Source organism: Streptomyces sp. CNZ301 (assembly GCF_004217425.1).
Genome location: NZ_SHLG01000001.1, coordinates 5,578,486 through 5,598,036 on the forward strand (window position 1 = coordinate 5,578,486; position 19,551 = coordinate 5,598,036).

The window sequence follows — 19,551 nt, forward strand, 5'->3', positions numbered from 1 at the left end:
TGGTGAGCTGGCTTCCGGCGTGATCACCAGGGGCGGGGGCCCCGGCGGAGCCAGTGCGGTGGTGATCCTGTGGCGCCGGCCGACCGCGTCCGTGAACCGGTGGCCGGACGGTCCGGCGGTGGACTTCCGCCAAGGGGGCGGGCGAGCACCAGCACGAACCTGCCCCCGGAATGCCGGGCCTTCAGGAGCTCCTTCCGCGAGGCGCGCCGTCGTGTCCCGGCCCGGACCGCGGCGGAAGCGGAACCAGCAACCACATGTCCCCAGCGCCGGGCCCTGCCGTGTGAGAAGCACGCGGGGCTCCCCGGGACCGGCGGCACCCCGCCGGCGTCCGGGGCACCGGCCCCCTTCTCACACAGCGAGGAACCCCCCACATGGCCTCCACTGCGTCCAAGGACGCGCCGCAGCACCCGCCTGCGGCCGACGGCAAGACCTTCTTCGGTCACCCCCGCGGTCTCGCCACCCTCTTCATGACCGAGATGTGGGAGCGCTTCAGCTTCTACGGAATGCGCGCCCTGCTCGTCCTCTACCTGACGGCCGCGGTCGCGGAGGGCGGCATGGGCATGGCCTCCGCCACGGCCGTTGCTCTCTACTCCGTCTACAACGCGACGGTCTACCTGATGGCGATGCCGGGCGGCTGGCTCGGCGACCGCGTATGGGGCCCGCGCAAGACGGTCTCGATATCCGCGTTCGTGATCATGATCGGTCACGCGCTGCTGGCGACCGGCGTCAACGCGCTCTTCTTCGCCGGCCTGGCCTTCATCGGTGTCGGGTCCGGTCTGCTGAAGGCCAACATCTCCACGATGGTCGGTCACCTGTACGCGGGCCCCAACGACCCGCGCAGGGACGGCGGATTCACCGTCTTCTACATGGGGATCAACATCGGTGCCTTCGCCGCGCCGCTGCTGATCGGCTGGGCCGGGCAGAAGGTCAGCTGGCACCTGGGCTTCGGCCTGGCCGCCGTGGGCATGGCCCTGGGCCTGATCCAGTTCCTGATCGGCACGAGGCACCTCGCGCCGGAGTCGAGCGTCGTCCCGCAGCCGCTGGACGTGCGCGACCGCAACAAGGCCATCCGCAACACCCTGGTCGCCGCCGCCGTGACGGCCGTCTTCTACACGGCCATCGTGCTCGCCGACATGTTCACCATCGACTGGGTGCTGTGGCCGCTGAGCATCGCCGGCCTCGTGCTGCCGACGTACTACTTCGTACGGATGCGGCGTGACAGCGAGGTCACCGAGGACGAGCGCAAGAAGCTCAGCGGCTACATCTGGTTCTTCGTGGCGGCCGCGATCTTCTGGATGATCTTCGACCAGTCCGGTTCCACGCTGAACCTCTTCGCCGAGAAGAGCACCTCGACCGACCTGTTCGGCATCGAGTTCCCCACGAGCTGGTTCCAGTCGGTCAACCCGCTGTGGGTGATGATCCTCGCGCCCGTCCTGGCCGCTCTCTGGGTCAAGCTCGGCAGCCGCAACCCGGCGACCACGACGAAGTTCTCCTTCGGCCTGATCGGCATCGGCGTCTCCTTCGGCGTGATGATGCTCGCCATCGCCTCGGCGTCCGGCGGCGACAAGGTCACCCCGCTGTGGCTGATCACCGTCTACCTGATCCAGACCGTCGCGGAGCTGTGCCTCTCGCCGGTCGGCCTGTCGGTGACGACGAAGCTCGCGCCCGCGAAGTACGCGAGCCAGCTCATGGGTGTGTGGTTCCTCGCGGTCACGGCAGGCGACTGCGTCTTCGCGATCGTCCAGCTGGTGCTCGGCGACGCCGCCAGCGGCAAGACGGGCTTCGCGGTCCAGGGCTTCATCGCAGCGCTCGCGGGAATCGTCTTCCTCGCCGCCCGCAAGAAGATCAACCCGCTCCTCGGCTCCGTGAAGTAACACGGCGCCCGGCACGGTGGCCCCGGTTCCGCACCCGCGGAGCCGGGGCTCTGTACGTGTGCATGATCCCCGGTCACGGAGAGTGCTGTTGCGGCCCGGGCAGCGGGACCCGACGCTGGTCAAGTGCACAGACCCGGGTTCGTACTCCTCACATGTCTGGCGCTCGTTCTCTGCACGTCACCAGTGGTGCGAGGCGGCGAGGAGCGCGGCACCGCGCAGACGGCGCCGGAGCGCCGCACCTACTCCTACGGCCCGCTCAAGAGGCAGCGGCTGACCGCATACAGTGACGCCGATCCGGCGCGGCCGGGCCCACGGCGTACCGGCCTCGTCATCGTGCACGGAGGCTTCTGGTACCAGGACCGGTCGGCCGGGTGGAGCCGCTGGGGCCGGCGGATCGCCGCCGGCGGGCCGGCGGTCTTCAATCTCGACTACCGCCGCAACACCGACGCCCCCTGGCCCGCCCAGCGTTCGGACGTGCTGCGCGCGGTGAGCTGGATCAAGCAGCGTGCCGGGGATTTCGGCGTGGACCCGAACCGGATCGTGCTCCTCGGCTCCTCCGCGGGCGGACAGGTCGCCACCAGCGCCGGCGCGCACGGGCAGGGGCGGCGGAACCTCGCGGGCGTGGTCGCGCTCTCCCCCGTGGTCGACCCGTACCGCTCCTGGCGGGCCGCCGGAGCTCCCGACGGGGACAGCGGCGGCATGGCGGTGCTGCGCGCCAACGCGGCCCGGCTGGCGGGCTGTGAGCCGCAGCGGCGGCAGGGGAGCGCGCACGGGGACGAGGCGTGCCGCCGCGTCTGGCGGGACATGTCGGCCGTCCGTCACGCCTCCGGCGCCGACGACCCGCCGATGCTGCTGATCCACTCCAGGCGGGACTTCGTGCCCGTCGCTCACTCCGAGGCGCTGCGCGACGCGGAGCTGCGCCGGGGCATGGCACCCGGCGACGTCACCGTCGTGACCGTGCCGGGAGCGGAGCACGGCGGGGGCCTGCTGGGCAGGCCGGGCCTCGAGCGGATGATGCTGAACTGGGTTGCGGCACGTACGCAGTCGGCCGCCCCGACGCCGCCCGCTTCACCGGACGCCGGCACGCACGGCTGAGGGCACCGCCCGCGCGGACCGGCGGAGGACCACCGGACACCGTGCGGGGGCGCCCTCGCAGACGTGTCACATGACGTCGCTCATGTCACCGACGTAGGCCGCGCTACGGCAGGTTGCGGGCCATCACGATGCGCTGCACCTGGTTGGTGCCCTCGTAGATCTGCGTGATCTTCGCGTCGCGCATCATCCGCTCGACGGGGTAGTCACGGGTGTAGCCGTAGCCGCCGAGGAGCTGGACCGCGTCCGTCGTGATCTCCATGGCGGCGTCCGAGGCGTAGCACTTGGCTGCCGCACCGTAGAAGGTCAGGTCCTCGTCGGCGCCGCCGAGGGCGATGCGCTCCGACTTGGCGGCGGCCGCGTACGTCAGCTGACGGGCCGCCTCCAGCTTCATCGCCATGTCGGCGAGCATGAACTGCACGCCCTGGAAGTCGCCGATCGGCTTGCCGAACTGCTTGCGCTCCGCGACGTACCCCTTGGCGTAGTCGAGGGCACCCTGGGCGATGCCGAGCGCCTGTGCGGCGATGGTGATGCGGGTGTGGTCCAGGGTCAGCATGGCGGTGGCGAAGCCGGTGCCCTCCGCGCCGAGCATGCGGTCGGCGGGGATGCGGACGTTGTCGAGGTAGACCTCGCGGGTCGGGGAGCCCTTGATGCCGAGCTTCTTCTCCGGGGCGCCGAAGGAGACCCCCTCGTCGTCCTTCTCGACGACGAAGGCGGAGATGCCCTTGGTGCGCTTGTCCGGGTCGGTCACGGCCATGACGGTGTAGTAGTCGGAGACACCGGCGTTGGTGATCCAGCGCTTGACGCCGTTGAGGACGTAGTGGTCGCCGTCCCGCACGGCCTTGGTCTTCATGCCGCCCGCGTCGGAACCGGCGTCCGGCTCGCTCAGGCAGTAGGAGAACATCGCCTCGCCGGCGGCGAGCGGCGTGAGGTAGCGCTTCTTCAGCTCCTCGGAGCCGGAGAGAATCACGGGCAGCGATCCGAGCTTGTTGACAGCGGGGATCAGCGAGGACGACGCGCAGACACGGGCGACCTCCTCGATGACGATGACGGTCGCGAGGGCGTCGGCGCCGGCGCCGCCGTAGGCCTCGGGCACGTGCACCGCGTGCAGGTCGTTGGCCTCGAGCGCGTCCCGGGCCTCCTGCGGGAAGCGGCCCTCCTCGTCCACCTCGGTGGCGAAGGGCGCGATCTTCGCCTCGGAGAGGGCGCGCACCGAGTCCCTGAGCATGTCGTGCTCTTCGGACGGCCGGTAGAGACCGAAGTCAGCGGCTGCGCTTTTTCCCGATGGCGCCAAGGTGTCTCACTCCTCATCAGCTGTGCTGCTCCGGTACGGCGACCGGGTCGGCGAGGGCATCTGCTAATTACCGTTAAGTAACCCAATTCTAGGGCCCCCTGCCCGGCCCGGGATACGTGAGGTACGCGACAGGCGGCCCCCGATATGCTGCGCGGGCAGCGTTCCGGGAGCGTGCGGAGCAGATCTTCCGGAGCGTCCCAGGCGTCGTCCTACAGGAGCAACCCAACCATGGCGAACAAGGCCCCGCTCAGGATCACAGTGATCGGCACCGGCTACCTCGGCGCCACCCACGCCGCCGCCATGGCCGAACTCGGCTTCGAGGTGCTGGGTCTGGACATCTCGGCGGAGAAGATCGCGCTGCTGGAGCGCGGCGAGACGCCGATGTACGAGCCGGGCCTGGAGGAGCTGCTGCGCAGGCACGTGGCAGGGCACGAGGGTTCGAGCGGCAGGCTCCGCTTCACCACCTCCTACGAGGAGGTGGGCGACTTCGGCGACGTCCACTTCGTCTGCGTCAACACCCCGCAGAAACACGGCGAATACGCCTGCGACATGAGTTACGTCGACAGCGCGCTCGAAGCGCTGGCTCCCCATCTGCGCCGCCCGGCCCTCGTCGTCGGCAAGTCGACGGTGCCCGTCGGCAGCGCGGCGCGGCTCGCCGTCCGGCTCGCGGAGCTGGCGCCCGTGGGCGAGGAGGCGGAGCTGGCCTGGAACCCGGAGTTCCTGCGCGAGGGTTTCGCCGTGCAGGACACGCTGCACCCCGACCGCATCGTCGTCGGCGTGCGCAGCGAGCGCGCGGAGCAGCAGCTGCGCGAGGTGTACGCGAAGCCGCTCGCCGAGGGTTCGCCCTTCGTCGTCACCGACTTCCCGACGTCCGAGCTGGTGAAGACGTCGGCCAACTCGTTCCTCGCGACGAAGATCTCCTTCATCAACGCCATGGCCGAGGTGTGCGAGGCGGCCGACGGCGACGTGGCGAAGCTCGCCGAAGCGATCGGCTACGACGACCGCATCGGCAAGAAGTTCCTGCGTTCCGGCATCGGCTTCGGCGGCGGCTGCCTGCCCAAGGACATCCGCGCGTTCATGGCGCGGGCCGGCGAGCTGGGTGCCTCCGAGGCGCTCACGTTCCTGCGCGAGGTCGACTCGATCAACATGCGGCGCCGTGCCCACATGGTGGAGCTGACCAGGCAGGCACTGGGCGGAACGCTGCTGGGCACGCGCGTTGGCGTCCTGGGCGCCACTTTCAAGCCGGACTCCGACGACGTACGCGACTCGCCCGCGCTGAACGTCGCGGGGCAGCTGCACCTTCAGGGCGCGCAGGTGACGGTCTACGACCCCAAGGGCATGGAGAACGCCCGTGCGATCTTCCCGACCCTGGGGTACGCCCCGAGCGCCGTCGAGGCGGTCCGTGGCGCGGACGTCGTACTGCATCTGACGGAGTGGCGTGAGTTCCAGCAGCTGGATCCCGCGGCGCTGGGCGAGGCCGTCGCGGTGCGGCGCATGCTGGACGGCCGCAACACCCTCGATCCGGCGCTGTGGCGCAAGGAGAACTGGACGTTCCGCGCGCTGGGCCGCCCCACGGCGTGAACCCACGGCTGGAACCCACGGCGTGAACCCGACCGCCTGAACCCGACCGCCTGACCCCGCCGCCCTCGGCGTGGGGTCCGAGGGGAGCGCCTGACCGCTGCCCGGGCCGGCGGCCCGGCGCGGGCTCAGCGCTGTTTCGCCCTGTAGGTGCGCATCTTGGCGCGGCTGCCGCACACGGCCATCGAGCACCAGCGGCCGCGGCCCGCCGGGCTGCGGTCGTAGAACACCCACAGGCAGTCGTGCGCGGGGCACGCCTTGAGCCGCTGCCATGTGCCGTCCGACTCCGCCGTGGCGATTCCCACGGCGATGCGTGCGGTCAGCAGCGGCAGCCCGGTCAGCCCGTCGGCGGGGTGCAGAGCGGCGCGTCCGGTGCCGTCCACGGTGACGACGAGCGGCGCGTCCGCCAGGAGCCGGCCGAGCGTCGCGGACTCCGCGGAAGGCATGTCCGTGCCCGTGTGTGCGAGGCACGCGGCTCGCAGGGCCTCCCGCAGTTCGCACACCTCGGCGAGCTGCCGGCCGCGGGTCCCGGCGCCGGAGCCGTTCCCGCCGAGTCCCTCGATCCCGTGGCGCCGTGCGAACTCGTCGATGCCACCCGGCGCTGCGAGCGAGTCCTCGCCCGTCTCCACGTCAAGTGTGTTCGTCAGCTCCTGCACCAGAACGAGTGCTTCCGGAGGCGATCGGTCCGTCACCCTTGCCACGTTACCGATGAAGGGCCAGTATCTGGTAACCGACTGCGTTACCGGTTAACCACATCAAGGGGTAACAATGGCCATCGCCACCATGCATAGCATCGTTCTGGACTGTCCCGACCCTCAGCGTCTCGCCGAGTTCTACGCGCAGGTGCTCGACTGGAAGGTCGACCCGGAGGGCACGAAGTCGTGGGTGGACGTGACCGGCCCGAACGGGTACCGGCTCTCGTTCCAGGAGTCGCCCGGATTCATCCCGCCCCAGTGGCCCAGCCTCGAGCACGCCCAGCAGCTGCACCTGGATCTGGACGTGCCGAGGGAACGCCTGGACCAGGCGGAGAAAGAGGTGATCGAACTGGGTGCCCGGCTGATCCAGGGCGACGACGGAGGCAAGCGTGGCTTCCGCGTCTATCTGGACCCTGCCGGGCACCCGTTCTGTCTGTGCGCCTGCGACTGAGGCCCGGGGCCCGCGAAGGAGGCCCCGGGTCCCGGCGGCGGGGTCACCGGTCGGAGGTGACGGTGACCTTCTCGTCGTTCTTCAGCTGCTGGATGAGCTGCTGAACCTTCGGCTTGTCCCACTGCAGCGAACCGCCCGGCGCGGACCCGGCGATGGGCATGTTCATCCGCTTGCCCTCACCGCTGTTGACGTCCTTCATCGCGAAGAACATCGAGCCCAGGTTCCACAGGCTCATCTCCTTGTCCACGACGAGGGTGTCCAGGCCGGCACCCAGGGTCGGGTAGAGCCTGAAGGGGTTCAGGACCGTCGACGGGGTCGCGGTCTGATTCGCCAGGGCGGCGAGGAACTTCTGCTGGTTCTTCGTGCGGCCCAGGTCGCTGTCCCCGGTGCCCGCGTGACGGTTGCGCACGAAGGAGAGGGCCTGCTTGCCGTCGAGGGTCTGCTTGCCCTTCCTGAAATCCGCGCCCGAGTCCTTGTCCTTGATGTCCTGCGGGATGTTCATCTCCACTCCGCCGACCGCGTCCACGATCTGCGCGAAGCCGCCGAAGCCGATCTCGGCGTAGTGGTCGATCTTCAGGCCCGTGTTGTGCTCGACGGTACGGACGAGGAGCGGGGCGCCGTCCTGCGAGTATGCGGCGTTGAGCTTGGTCTGCTGGGTGTTGTTGAACTGCTTGCCGGACTCCGAGCCCTTGAAAGGCGGGATCTCGACAAAGGAGTCACGCGGCAGCGAGATCAGCGTCGGACCGCCGGAGCCGACGTGCAGGATCATCATCGAGTCGGTCCGCTTGCCCGCTGCCGAACCCGTGCGCAGTTCCTTCCTCTGCTGCGCGGACAGGCCCTCGCGGCTGTCGGACCCCACGATCAGGTAGTTCGTGCCCTCGCCGGCCGTCGGCCGGTCCTGGACGATGCTCAGGTCGACCTCGCGGCGGAGCTTGGAGTCCGCCCAGAAGTAGGTGCCGATCGACCACGCCAGCAGGATGACGACCAGGGATATCACCACGGTCTTGAAGCGCGGCCCGCGCCGCCGCGGCGGCGCGTCATCGTACGGGTAGGCGTCGTACCCGTCGTAGCCGCCGCGGTTGCCGCCGCCGTAGACCTGCCCGCTGCTGTAACCCGAGTCGTAACCGGCACCCGGGCCGTCATAGCCCGGGTGTCCGCCGTAGCCCGCGTCATAGCCGCCTCTCGACTGCGGCGGCACGCCTCTGTGGGCTCGCGGGGCGCCGTACCTGTCGTGTGAGTCGTTCCATCCACCGGGCCAGTCATTCATGGAGGGCAGTCTGCCTTGACCCGGCCGGAGGAACACAGCCCGGAGGCGAGATCGGACAGATGCTGTAGCCGTTCTGATGCAAAGCCACTGTTCGTCCGCTATTGGGGCACCAGCTGGTCACAGCGGGTGCACGCTCTAGTGTGGGGTGCATGACCGACCAGGCTCCCGCTGCGGAGAGCGGCCCGCAGGGCAAGCCCACCCACGCCTCCCGTACGACGCTTTCGCACATCATGTCGGGCAACGAGACGAACCTCCTCGGCACGGTGCACGGCGGCGTGATCATGAAACTGGTGGACGACGCGGCGGGAGCCGTCGCGGGACGGCACTCCGGCGGCCCCGCCGTCACGGCCTCCATGGACGAGATGGTCTTCCTGGAGCCGGTGCGCGTCGGCGACCTCGTCCACGTCAAGGCGCAGGTGAACTGGACGGGGCGCTCCTCCATGGAGATCGGCGTCCGGGTCCTTGCCGAACGCTGGAACGAGGCCGTCCCGGCCACCCACGTCGGCTCGGCGTACCTGGTCTTCGCCGCCGTCGACGAGAACGGCAGGCCCCGCCCCGTCCCTCCGGTGCTGCCGGAGACGGAGCAGGACAAGCGGCGCCATCAGGAGGCGCAGATCCGCCGCACGCACCGGCTTGCCAGCCGCCGGGCCATCAGGGACCTGCGCGCACGGAAGCAGCGCGAGCGCGAGCAGTCCGGGGCCTGACCCGCGCCACGGCCTCTGCACGCGTCCGGTCCGGGCGGGGCGCCCGTCAGGCGCAGGAGGCGCGCTCGCCTCCGGTGAGGGCGCCGTCGTTCCGCGCGCCCGTGCTGGGCGCCGGCCCCTGTGACGAGTGCGGGCTGAGGTGCACCTTGCGCACGCTGTGGTGCTTCTTGCCCACGGTGACCCGCATGACGGGCCCGCGGCCGGCCTCCTCCACCAGCTCGGCGCCCGGCAGGGCCTTCGCGAGCGCGCGGGCCGAGCGGTCCCAGCGCGGGTCGTACGCGATGGTCGTACGTGAGACGTTCCGGCGGTCCGCGGAGCCCGGATCGCCCGTCGTGGCGAAGCCGGTGCCACGCAGCTCCTTGTCGACGCTGCGCGCCAGGTCCTCGTTCCGTGTGCCGTTCTCGACGTGCACCTGGATGTTGGCCGGGGGGATGCTGACGGCCGCTCCCGGTGTGGCGTCCCCGGAGCCCGCCTTGCCACCACGGGAGCCGCCCGCGCGTTCGGTGTCCTCGGGCTTCTCTTTCGTCAGCGGCCTGTCGTCCCGCAGCGCGGCGAAGAGCTTGCGGGCCTTCGGCTCGTCCCACTTCACGGTGGAGCCCAGCTTCGGGACCTTGTGGTCGGCGTTCTCCACGGGGACGGAGACGAACTCCGAGGAGCCGGAATCGAACCGCCGCAGTGCCCGCCCGAGTTCGAGCATCTGCTCGCTGCCGAGCCCGCTGTCCGCGCGGACGGAGTCGAGGACCGTGGACGCGACCTTTCTCAGCTTCACGGGGTTCATCAGGACGCCGCTGTCCGTGGCCTTCTCGATGACGGCCGCGAGGAAGTGCTGCTGGCGTTCCATCCTGCCCAGGTCCGAGCCGTCGCCCAGGTGCCGCGCCCGTACGTACTGCAGGGCGCGGCCGCCGTCGAGTCTGGTGGTGCCGGCGGGCAGGTCGAGGCCGGAGTAGCTGTCGTGCAGCGGCTTCTCCGTGCAGACGGGCACGCCGCCCAGCACGTCGACCGTGCGCATGAAGCTGGTGAAGTCGACCTCCATGTAGTGGTCGATGTGGATGCCGGTCATGGCCTCGACGGTATTGACGGTCAGGTGCGCGCCGCCGTGCGCATAGGCCGAGTTGAGCTTCGCGGGCGTGGCCGCGTGCCGCTTGCCGGTGCCTGCGTCGGTGTGTGCGGGAAGCTTCGTGTACGAGTCGCGGGGGAGGCTGACGACGCTGGCCCTGTCGTGGTCGGCCGAGATGTGGACGAGCATCAGGGTGTCCGTGCAGTCGCACGCGGAGCCGCCCAGCCGGTACTTCTGCCGCTGTTCGTCGGAGAGCTTGTCGCGCCGGTCGGTGCCCACGACGAGGAAGTTGACGCCACCGGTGTCGCGTGGCCGGTCGGTGAGCCCCTGGAAGGGGTCGACCCGGTTCACGTCCGCGTTGAGCTCGTTCACCATGAGATGGCCCACGCCGCTCGCCCCCAGCACGAGCACGGAGAGAGCCGTTGTCAGGCGTACCCCCCACCGGGACTTACGGCCGTTTTTGTGTGCTTCCGCGCGCATCGCCATACTGTAGGGCGATACGACCGGCGGCACTTCAGCACACGCCGTCGCACGAGCCGCGGGGCACCCGGCTGGCGTGCGGGGGCCTGCACGGAGCGCGGTAACGTGAGCGCGTGACTGATAGGACTTCCACGGGATCGGAGCTGCCCGCGGTCTCGGTGATCATGCCGGTCCTCAACGAGGAACGGCACCTGCGCAGCTCCGTCAAACACATCCTCCAGCAGGAGTACGACGGAGAGCTGGAGGTCGTCATCGCCCTCGGGCCCTCCGAGGACCGCACGGACGAGATCGCGGCGGAGCTCGTCGCCGAGGACTCCCGCGTCCACACGGTTCCCAACCCGAGCGGCCGCACGCCCGCGGCGCTGAACGCCGCCATCAAGGCGTCCCGGCATCCGGTGGTGGTACGCGTGGACGGGCACGGGATGCTCTCGCCCGGATACATCGCCACGGCGGTGCGGCTGATGTCGGAGACCGGCGCGGCCAACGTCGGCGGGATCATGCACGCCGAGGGGGAGACCGACTGGGAACGCGCCGTCGCCGCCGCGATGACATCGAAGATCGGCGTGGGCAACGCGGCCTTCCACACGGGAGGGCAGGCCGGCGAGGCCGAGACCGTCTACCTCGGAGTGTTCCGGCGTGAGGTGCTGGAGCAACAGGGCGGCTACAACGAGGAGTTCATACGTGCCCAGGACTGGGAGCTGAACTTCCGGATCCGCGAGTCGGGCGGTCTCGTCTGGTTCTCGCCGGAGCTGAAGGTCGAGTACCGTCCGCGGCCGAGTGTCCGCGCCCTGGCCAAGCAGTACCGGAACTACGGGCGTTGGCGCCATGTCGTCGCGCGCTACCACCCCGGCTCGATCAATCTGCGCTATCTCGCGCCGCCCGCGGCCGTCTGCGCGATCGCCGTGGGAACCGGGGCCGGCCTGGCGGGGCTGCCGCTGGGCTTCGTGGTCCCGGGCGGCTACCTGGCGGCGGTCGTCCTCGGGTCGCTGCCCGCGGGCAAGGGGCTGCCGCTGAGGAGCCGTGCGTGGATTCCCGTCGCGCTGGCCACCATGCACATGTCCTGGGGCTGGGGCTTCCTGACGAGCCCGCGGAAGCTCGCGCGCAAGGTGATCGCCTCCCGCAGGGAGCCCGTGCCGGCGACGCACTGACGCCACGACGCACTGACGCCACGACGCACTGACGCCACGATGCCTGACGCCACGACGCACTGACGCCACGATGCCTGACGCCTGACGCCTGACGCCTGACGCCACGACGCACTGACGGCAGGACGGCATAGGAGACATGACGGCATGTGAGAGGGGCAGCCGCTTCGGCGGCTGCCCCTCTTCGTGCTCCCGTTGTGCGGCGGGCACATGTTCCCGTCGTGCGGCGGGTGCTCACGGCGCGGGCGCAGGGTCACGCACCGGTCGCCGGGTCACCACACGTTCGCCGGGTTGACCTCCATGCATGCCTTGTCGTCGTCACCGCGCAGGGCGTCGGCGCTGTCGGGCGCCTTGTTCTCCTGCTTCTTCCCGGAGGCGCCGGCGTCCTTCGGGTAGGCGGTGCCCTCGCGCCAGTCACTGCCGATCACCAGCGTCACGCCCTCCACCCCGCTGGAGTGCTTGACCGAGCTCTCCGGCAGTCCGATGGCCTTCGCGACGGCGAGAGCGTTGCCGCGCTCGCCCTCGCGCGGGTAGCTGATCGTGGTGTCGGCCTGGGACTTGGGCGTCTGATCGGCCGTGGCCTGGGCGAAGCCCTTGCGTCCGAGCTGTTCGGAGATGACTCCCGCCCGCCCGCTCACCGGCGGCTGGAGGGCGCTTCCGGTGCCGTTCATCACCCGTACGGAGATCTCCGACTCGGGCACCGTGGGCTCGCTCGGCTGCGGCTTCTTGGCTTTGGCCTTCTTCTTGTCCTTGCCGTCCAGGGCGATGTCGTTGCGGATGAGCGCGAAGGTGTTGTCGGCGTCTTCCTTCTTCGGCACGACGTAGCCGCCGGGGGCGTACTGCCAGGGCATCGTCGCCATCGTGATGCGCTTGGTGGGTACGCGCTTGAGATCGTTGCCCAGGTCGTACAGCTTCTTCACGCTGCCGAGGCCTTCGTCGACCGTGAGTGCCTCGGTGGCCGCCTCGGCCAGGTCGCGCATCTTGCCGGGGTCGGACAACTTCGTCCCCGCCTTGAGCTGGCGGACCATCGAGTTCATGTACATGTGCTGGGCGCGGGCCCTGCCTATGTCGCTGCCGTCACCGAAGCCGTGGCGGGTACGCAGCCAGTGCAGCGCCTGCTCGCCCTTCACGACCGAGTTGCCCTTCTTCAGCCGGAGCTTGGACTGCGGGTCGTAGACGTTGTTGTTCACGCAGACGGGGACGCCGCCCACGGCGTCCGCCATGGAGACCACACCGGCGAAGTCGATCATCATGAAGTGATCGATCGGGATGCCGGTCAGCTCCTCCCAGGTGGCGACGGTGCAGCCCGGACCACCGTGCTGGAGGCTGGTGTTGATCTTGTCTGTCGTCTTCGGGTAGACCTTCTGGCTCTTGGGGTCCGTGCACTTCGGGATCGTCGCCTTGGTGTCACGGGGGATGGAGACGACCGAGATGTTGCTGCGGTCGGCGGAGACGTGCAGCAGCATCTGGACGTCGGCCAGCGGCGGACGCTCACGGTCACCGCGTGCGCCGCCGAGCTCGACGTTCTTCTTGGAGCTCCTGGAGTCGGACCCCAGGAGCAGGATGTTCATGGGGGTCTGGCCGGCGGCGTTCGGGTCGCTCTTGTCCAGCTTGCTGTCGCCGAGGTTGAGAACGTCCCTGCCGAGGTTGCCGTTCAGATGCTCCAGGTAGAAGTAGCCCGCACCCGCGGTGGCGAGTATGAGCAGCGACAGGCAGACGGTGAACCACTTCAGGACACGTCTCTTCTTACGGGGACGAGGGCTCTGTCCGCCCTCGTCCCCGCTGCCGTAGTCGTCCGGAGTCATACCGCCGCCGCCTGTCTGTGTGTACCGCTGTCGCTGTCGCGGCACGCGGCCTGCCGCGTACTGCGAATCCCACAGGCGGTCGCGCACAGGCGGACCGCCCTGCATCCCCCGGTCACCTCTCGTGCCGTGCTGCCGCACGGGACCTCCCCGTTTCCGTCCCCGCGCGGTGGGTTCGCCCCCGCGGGCACCGGGCCGGGCACCTGCAGGGGACGCACGTCACTTCGCGCAGACCTTCTTGTCGTTCGCCTTGACGTTCTGGACGCCGTCCGGGGCCTTCTCAGGCGCCGAGACCGGCTCTCCCGCCGCGGTGAAGTCCTTGGCCAGCGTGAGCTGCATGGATTCGCCGACGCTCGAGCTCTGCTTCAGAGCCGACTTCGGCAGACCCATCATCTCGGCGAGGGTGGCCGCCTGGCCGGCCTGGCTCGAGGAGAACTCCAGCCGGGTCTTGGACAGTTGGGACGAGGCGTTGCCGGCGTTGGTCGAGAGCCCCACGCCCTTCTGGTTCTGCAGCCAGTCCACGGTCTCCTGGGCCGCGCCCACCGGGCCTCCGCCGTTGCGCACCTCCACGCGCACCTGAGAGGCCGGTACCTTCTTCGCCTTGGACGGATCCTTCCCGCCGGAGCCCTTCTTCGTCTTGGTGAGCGACTTGTCAGCCTGCACCATCTTGAAGAGAGGACGTGCCTTCGCTTCGTCCAGTACGACGGTTGCCGGGTCGTCGGGGTTGTCCACGACGGGGACGGTGGCGAAGGTGATGTTCTTGACGTTCACCCGCTGAAGGTCCTTGGCCAGGTCGGTCAGCTTCCCGACGGTGCCGATGCCGGTGTCGACGGTCAGCGCCTTCGTCATGGCGTTGGCCAGGCTGAACAGCTTCGACGGGTCGGTCAGGGTGTCCCCGGACTTCATCTTGCGGATCATCGAGCTGAGGAACTGCTGCTGCAGCTTGATCCGGTCCAGGTCGCTTCCGAAACCGATCGACTTCCGGGTGCGTACGAAGGCCAGGGCCTGCTCACCCTTGACCGTGTGCCTGCCGGCCGTGAGGTTCAGGTGGGACTTCGGGTCGTTGATGGGCTTCGCGGTGCACACCTCGACACCGCCGACCGCGCTGGAGAGCTCCTTGACGGCGTTGAAGTCGGCCATCATGAAGTGGTTGATCTTCAAGCCGGTCATCTTCTCGACCGTGCGCCACGTGCAGCCCGGGTCCCGTCCGGACTGGCCGAGGCTGGTGTTGAACCGGACCTGCTGCTGGCCCGGAATGGACTTCGTCGAGCCGTCCGGCTGCTTGGTGGGGCAGTCGGGGATGTCCGTGATCATGTCGCGCGGAATGGACAGCGCGGTGGCGTTGGTGCGGTCCTTCGAGACGTGGAAGAGGAATGTCGTGTCGGCGTGACCGACGCTCGCGGCGTCGCCGTAACCGCCGTTCCCCTTGCCCTTACGGGAGTCGGTGCCGAGGACGAGTATGTTCACCGGCCCGTCGGTGACCGCGGCGTTGCTCTTGCCGACGTCGACCTTGCTGATGTTGCCGTTGAAGTGGTCGTACAGGAAATAGCCCGCGGTGCCCCCGGCGACCAGTATGAATCCGAGGGTCCCGGCGCTCCAGCGCAGGACCTTCTGTTTCCTCGACAGACCCGGCCTGCGCTTGCGGCGGCCGTGCCCGAGGGGCGGTGGCGGCTGCGCGCGGTCTCCGCGGCGGCGCTGCGAGGGGAGCCGGGGCTCGGCCTCCTCGGCGGCGGAGGTTCTCCTCGGGCGCGACGCGTCGACACGGCTGCCGACCGACGAACTCCGGGAGTCGCCGGCGACTGGATTCAGTCGCAGCTTGTAGCTGCCGGTGCTCGGGTCGAACACCCACTGATCCGCGGGATCCACGTCACCCGCGGGGCCACGGCCTTGCGCGTTCACGATTGCGTAAGTCCTCCATTTGCCGCCTGGTGCCGCCCGGTGAGGGCGGACCGGAGCGGCCACACTATCCGGCAGTTTCGGCGCCGAGCGACGGCGGTGACAAATTCGACGAGCTTAGAAGTGGTCAATTCGCCCCATTCCCAGCGCCGTGGACCGTGGAGATGTCATGTACGGCAGACGTCGCGCGCCGCTGTCGTTCCGCGGTAGACGGGCGCCGCCTTCTCCGGCCCGTCGCCGTCCGGAGCGGGACTCTCCCGCCCCTTGCCCACCGAGGATCTGACGGCGTCCCCCGCTCGGTGGTTCCTGCCCACCGGAGCAGGGCTTTCGGGGGCCTTGGCGTCCTCCCGTGCCTTTCCGCCGCCCTCCCCGGAGCCCCCTCCGACCCGCACCGCACGGTCTTTGCGCAGCTGCGCGAAGAGGTGGCCGGCGTCCGGCTGGACCAGTTCGTCGCGATTCCTGTCGAGCTTGTACGCCTGCCGCGGGACGGTCAGGAACCGCACCCGATCCTCCGGGATGTTCCGCACGCCGTGCGCCAGTTCGTACAGCTCACTGAGGGAATCGAGTCCCTTGTCGGCGGTGAGTGCCGATGTCGCCGACTGAAGTACGGGATAGAGCTTCGCCGGATTCAGCAGCACACCATTGCTGCGGACTTTCTTCACGAGAGATCCGAGGAACTGCTGCTGCCGGCTCATGCGCTCGGTGTCGCTGCCGTTTCCGATGCCGTGCCGCGCGCGTACGTAGCCGAGGGCGTCCTCGCCGCCCAGGGTCTGGCGTCCCGCGGGGAGTTCGAGCTTGGCCTCGCGGTCCCGCACCTTGCCGGGGAGGCAGACCTCGACGCCGCCCACCCGGTCCACCAGGGACTTGAATCCGGTGAAGTCGAGCACGAGATGGTGCGCCACGCGAAGGCCCGTGAGCGATTCGACGGTGCGGATCGTGCAGGCGGCGCCGCCGGTCTCGAAGGCTGTGTTGAACTGCGCGAAACGTGCCTTCGTACGGCTGCCGTCCCTGCCTGTGCACGCGGGGATGCGCACCATCAGATCGCGGGGCAGCGAGACTCCGGTCGCACTGCGCCTGTCCGCCGCGATGTGCAGAAGGATCGCGGTGTCGGACCGCTGCCCGCCCTGGTCGCGTCCGTATCTGCTGTTGCCGCCGCGTCGGCTGTCGGAGCCGAGGAGCAGGATGTTCTCGGCCTTGCCGGGGGAGGGGGCGGGCCGCTGCGCCTCGTACTGCTTGAGCTCCCGCTCGGTGCCGAGATCCGTGCGGATGTTTCCGTCGAGCTTGTTGTAGAGGGTCCAGCCGAGGCCCGCCGCGGTGAGCACGAGCACCGAGGCGCCCACCGCGGCGGTGCGCAGCCAGAGTCGACGCTTGCCGGCAGGTGGCTCGACGGGCTCGGCGGCGGCCGGGAGTTGTGCGGTCGCGGTGCGTGGGGTGCCGTTCTCGGTTGCTCTGTCGTCGGGCCCGGAGTCGGTCACGTCTGCGTCATCCCTCGTGGTCTCGGCGGCGCGTGCGGGACGCGTACAGGCGTGAGGGCGCCGGTCAGGAAGGCAGACGCCCGAAACCCGTACAAGGTTGTACGCATGGCTGATCGCTACTGATCGCTACTGAATAGTGACGATCATCGCTGACCGCACCGGGCCGAGCCAGGAGGAGGAGGCGGGTCGGAGACCCCGCTCAGTCGATGGTGTGGGTGACGCGCTCGTCCTCACCGCGTTTGCGCAGGGCAGCGGCGTCCAGGCGACCGGAGTTGCGGACCAGTACGACCGAACCGCCGACGGCCAGCGGGGCCAGCAGCCCGGTGCTGATCCCCTCCCAGCTGTCGTACGGACGCAGGGAGAGCACCCGCGAGCCGGGCTTCAGGCCCAGCGACTCCGCGTCCGCAAGGGCGCGCGTGACGGCTTCTCCTCCCGTGAGGGCGGTCTGCTCGCCGGGCGGAACGATGAAGGGGTCGTCCGGAGCGATGGGCGTGTACGGCATGAACTGGTCGCCCTGGCCCGGTACTTCGGCCGCGTAGTCCAGGAACCCCTCCGGCGGCTTCGGGAAGCGCGCCCCGAGCGGAAGCAGGCTCAGCGCGATCCGCTCGCCGCCGCAGCCGCGTGCGGCTTCCAGGGAGTCGGGGCCGCTCACGACGATCGAGGCCGCCGCCGGGTCGCCGTGCATGTCGGCGACGACTCCTGCGGAGGAGCAGGCGAGCAGCCAGACCGCTGTGAGCCAGTGCGAGGGAAGCAGCAGCGTCAGCCGGTCGCCCGGCTCGGTGGCGAGTTCGTCCTGGAGCAGGTTCGCGGTCTTCGACGTCCAGTTGGCGAAGGTGGCGACGGACAGCTCGACGCGTTCGCCGGTGGCATCGTCGTAGAAGGTCACAAGCGGACGCCCGGGGTCCTGCTCGAGTGCGGAACGGAGCAGGTCGGCGGGGGTGCGTGCGGGAGTGCTCACCCGGCAAGCGTACGCGGGCGGTCCGCCGCCGCTTCGCGGGCGGGGTGGTGCTGACGCCTCGCGGCCGGGGCGGGTTGAGCCCTTCCCGGTCCCCCCGGCGTGCTGACGGAGTGTGACCGGAGGTATCGGACGGAGCATCAGCCGCACCAATTTGTCCCGGATGGACAGATAACTGTGCCTATGTGCACGATCGCGTCATGCGAGCACTACTGGTCACCTCGATCGGTGTCGCGTGTGCAGGAGCTCTGCTGTTGCCGCTCGCGCCCACCGAGTCCGCCGAATCCATGCTGAACGGCAAGCGCTCCACCTCGGTCGAGGACGGCGCACCTCCACTCGCTGCCCGTGGGCCGGGCGGCGTCCGCGCGGATGCCGCGGAAGGCGACGGCTCGATCCCCGGCAGCACCCGGTCGCTCACGCTCCGGGCTCCCGGCGGCGGCACCCGCGCCGGTGACAAGCTGCTCTCCGCGTGGGAGGACGACCCGTCGGGCGGGAGACGCGTGACGTCCCGGAAGGTGAAGCCGTTCTCGCTGGTGGGCATGGTCTGGGACGACCCCGGTGCAGCGCCGCCGGGACGGCTCCAGGTGCAGACGCGTTCTTCCGCGACCAAGCGGTGGACCCCTTGGCGGACGTTGAACGCGCACGCCGACGGCAGCCCCTCGCCGGGGGAGCGGGCCCGCAAGGGCAAGAAGGCGCTCGGCGCCTCCGCTCCGCTGTGGGTCGGGGACTCCACGGCGGTACGCGTACGGATCGTGCCGGGCGCGAAGGGGGCGAAGGGCGCGAAGGGCGGGGACCCCGAGGACAGGGCGGGAGCCGGCGGGGCGGGCGAGGCGACGCTGCCCAAGGGCGCGCGTCTGGAGCTCGTCGACCCGGGGAAGGCCGCCGGCTCCGGAGCCCGCGCCGGCGACCGGGCGCGCGAGGAGGATCCCGCGAAGCGTCCCGGCGGGGTTCTGCCGGCGCTCAACAGGGGCGACACACGAGCCATCTACGGCGAGGACGCTGCGGACGCGACCCCTTCGAAGAAGGACAGGGCGGAGGACAGCCGCATCGGACCGCGGCCGCAGATCATCACCCGTAAGGGGTGGGGAGCGGACGAGAGCCTTCGCGAGCCGCAGTTCGGCTACGGCAGGACCACGAAGGCCGCCTTCGTCCACCACTCGGCCGAGACGAACAACTACGACTGTGCGGACGTGCCGGCGATCATCCGCAGCATCTACCGCTACCACGTCAAGAGCAGCGGCTGGCGCGACCTCGGATACAACTTCCTCGTCGACAAGTGCGGCAAGATCTACGAGGGCCGGGCGGGCGGGGCGGCGAAGCCCGTGACGGGCGCTCACACGCTGGGCTTCAACACCGGCACCACGGGGATCGCCGTCCTCGGCACCTACACCAAGGCCGAACCGTCGAAGGCCGCGAAGGACGCGCTGTCGAAACTGACGGCGTGGAAGCTCGGCGTCCACGGCGTCGACGCGAGCGGCAAGGTGACACTGACGTCCGAGGGCGGCACCAAGCACGAGAAGGGCAGCAAGGTGACGCTCAACGCCGTCTCGGGGCACCGGGACGGGTTCAGCACCGAATGTCCCGGCGAGAAGCTCTACCGCGAACTTCCCGCCATCCGGACCGAAGCGGGACGGCTCCAGGGCCGTCGCTGACATGGCCGGCCGGCACTGACACCCCACTGGCAGTGCCGGCTGCCGGCCGGGAGTCCGGCTGACACCGCCGGGAGTCCGGCTCCGCGCGGTCCCCGGTTTCCGCCGCGGCGTGCGGCACGCCCGGTGCCTGCGAC

General features: G+C 69.8%; 15 protein-coding genes. 7 read left to right on the forward strand and 8 right to left on the reverse strand.

The annotated features are described in order from the left end of the window. Positions 1-371: 371 nt before the first annotated feature. Both EV375_RS24005 and EV375_RS24010 read left to right on the forward strand, forming a co-directional pair. Positions 372-1,874, forward strand: coding sequence for an oligopeptide:H+ symporter (locus EV375_RS24005; protein ID WP_130301461.1), 1,503 nt, complete (start codon positions 372-374; stop codon positions 1,872-1,874). Between the two features lie 123 nt (positions 1,875-1,997). Then, positions 1,998-2,969: an alpha/beta hydrolase gene (locus EV375_RS24010; protein ID WP_130301462.1), complete on the forward strand. Its 972-nt coding sequence runs from the start codon at positions 1,998-2,000 to the stop codon at positions 2,967-2,969. Positions 2,970-3,072: 103 nt separating this feature from the next. Here the strand turns inward: EV375_RS24010 and EV375_RS24015 are convergent, their stop codons facing one another. Next, a complete protein-coding gene (locus EV375_RS24015) occupies positions 3,073-4,260 on the reverse strand; it encodes an acyl-CoA dehydrogenase family protein (protein ID WP_302622424.1) in 1,188 nt (395 codons plus the stop codon). Positions 4,261-4,488: 228 nt separating this feature from the next. Here EV375_RS24015 and EV375_RS24020 point away from each other — a divergent pair, with 228 nt between their 5' ends. Continuing rightward, complete coding sequence (locus tag EV375_RS24020) at positions 4,489-5,841, forward strand: UDP-glucose dehydrogenase family protein (protein WP_130301463.1); 1,353 nt, start codon at positions 4,489-4,491, stop codon at positions 5,839-5,841. Positions 5,842-5,966: 125 nt separating this feature from the next. Here the strand turns inward: EV375_RS24020 and EV375_RS24025 are convergent, their stop codons facing one another. Then, entirely contained in the window at positions 5,967-6,530 is a 564-nt protein-coding gene (locus tag EV375_RS24025; protein WP_130301464.1) for a CGNR zinc finger domain-containing protein, read from the reverse strand. 76 nt (positions 6,531-6,606) lie between these two features. On the opposite strand from EV375_RS24025, the gene EV375_RS24030 reads away from it, so the two are divergent. Further along, positions 6,607-6,984, forward strand: coding sequence for a VOC family protein (locus EV375_RS24030; RefSeq protein WP_130301465.1), 378 nt, complete (start codon positions 6,607-6,609; stop codon positions 6,982-6,984). 43 nt (positions 6,985-7,027) lie between these two features. Here EV375_RS24030 and EV375_RS24035 read toward each other — a convergent pair whose 3' ends face one another. After that, entirely contained in the window at positions 7,028-8,251 is a 1,224-nt protein-coding gene (locus tag EV375_RS24035) for an LCP family protein (protein ID WP_130301466.1), read from the reverse strand. Between the two features lie 149 nt (positions 8,252-8,400). Here EV375_RS24035 and EV375_RS24040 point away from each other — a divergent pair, with 149 nt between their 5' ends. Further along, entirely contained in the window at positions 8,401-8,955 is a 555-nt protein-coding gene (locus EV375_RS24040) for an acyl-CoA thioesterase (protein WP_130301467.1), read from the forward strand. 46 nt (positions 8,956-9,001) lie between these two features. Here EV375_RS24040 and EV375_RS24045 read toward each other — a convergent pair whose 3' ends face one another. Continuing rightward, positions 9,002-10,492 carry an LCP family protein gene (locus tag EV375_RS24045; RefSeq protein ID WP_486588678.1) on the reverse strand — a complete coding sequence of 497 codons (1,491 nt, stop codon included), beginning with the start codon at positions 10,490-10,492 and terminating at the stop codon, positions 9,002-9,004. 164 nt (positions 10,493-10,656) lie between these two features. Between EV375_RS24045 and EV375_RS24050 the strand changes: the two genes are divergently transcribed. Continuing rightward, positions 10,657-11,640, forward strand: coding sequence for a glycosyltransferase family 2 protein (locus EV375_RS24050; protein WP_130302090.1), 984 nt, complete (start codon positions 10,657-10,659; stop codon positions 11,638-11,640). A 269-nt stretch (positions 11,641-11,909) separates the two neighbouring features. On the opposite strand, the gene EV375_RS24055 is transcribed toward EV375_RS24050, so the two are convergent. The 4 genes from EV375_RS24055 to EV375_RS24070 form a co-directional block, all read right to left on the reverse strand. Continuing rightward, entirely contained in the window at positions 11,910-13,547 is a 1,638-nt protein-coding gene (locus tag EV375_RS24055; RefSeq protein WP_130301469.1) for an LCP family protein, read from the reverse strand. 111 nt (positions 13,548-13,658) lie between these two features. After that, a complete protein-coding gene (locus tag EV375_RS24060) occupies positions 13,659-15,338 on the reverse strand; it encodes an LCP family protein (protein ID WP_130301470.1) in 1,680 nt (559 codons plus the stop codon). Between the two features lie 164 nt (positions 15,339-15,502). After that, positions 15,503-16,810, reverse strand: a complete 1,308-nt coding sequence (locus EV375_RS24065) for an LCP family protein (protein WP_130301471.1) — start codon at positions 16,808-16,810, stop codon at positions 15,503-15,505. Between the two features lie 199 nt (positions 16,811-17,009). Continuing rightward, positions 17,010-17,768, reverse strand: coding sequence for a TIGR03089 family protein (locus tag EV375_RS24070; RefSeq protein WP_130301472.1), 759 nt, complete (start codon positions 17,766-17,768; stop codon positions 17,010-17,012). A 197-nt stretch (positions 17,769-17,965) separates the two neighbouring features. On the opposite strand from EV375_RS24070, the gene EV375_RS24075 reads away from it, so the two are divergent. Beyond that, positions 17,966-19,417, forward strand: coding sequence for a peptidoglycan recognition protein family protein (locus EV375_RS24075; protein WP_130301473.1), 1,452 nt, complete (start codon positions 17,966-17,968; stop codon positions 19,415-19,417). The last annotated feature ends 134 nt before the right edge of the window (positions 19,418-19,551 follow it).

Coding starts and splice junctions, on each gene's coding strand:
- EV375_RS24040 (WP_130301467.1), top strand. CDS start 8,401: ATGACCGACCAGGCTCCCGCTGCGGAGAGCGGCCCGCAGGGCAAGCCC.
- EV375_RS24030 (WP_130301465.1), top strand. CDS start 6,607: ATGGCCATCGCCACCATGCATAGCATCGTTCTGGACTGTCCCGACCCT.
- EV375_RS24045 (WP_486588678.1), bottom strand. CDS start 10,492: ATGCGCGCGGAAGCACACAAAAACGGCCGTAAGTCCCGGTGGGGGGTA.
- EV375_RS24050 (WP_130302090.1), top strand. CDS start 10,657: ATGCCGGTCCTCAACGAGGAACGGCACCTGCGCAGCTCCGTCAAACAC.
- EV375_RS24055 (WP_130301469.1), bottom strand. CDS start 13,547: ATGCAGGGCGGTCCGCCTGTGCGCGACCGCCTGTGGGATTCGCAGTAC.
- EV375_RS24005 (WP_130301461.1), top strand. CDS start 372: ATGGCCTCCACTGCGTCCAAGGACGCGCCGCAGCACCCGCCTGCGGCC.
- EV375_RS24035 (WP_130301466.1), bottom strand. CDS start 8,251: ATGAATGACTGGCCCGGTGGATGGAACGACTCACACGACAGGTACGGC.
- EV375_RS24020 (WP_130301463.1), top strand. CDS start 4,489: ATGGCGAACAAGGCCCCGCTCAGGATCACAGTGATCGGCACCGGCTAC.
- EV375_RS24075 (WP_130301473.1), top strand. CDS start 17,966: ATGCGAGCACTACTGGTCACCTCGATCGGTGTCGCGTGTGCAGGAGCT.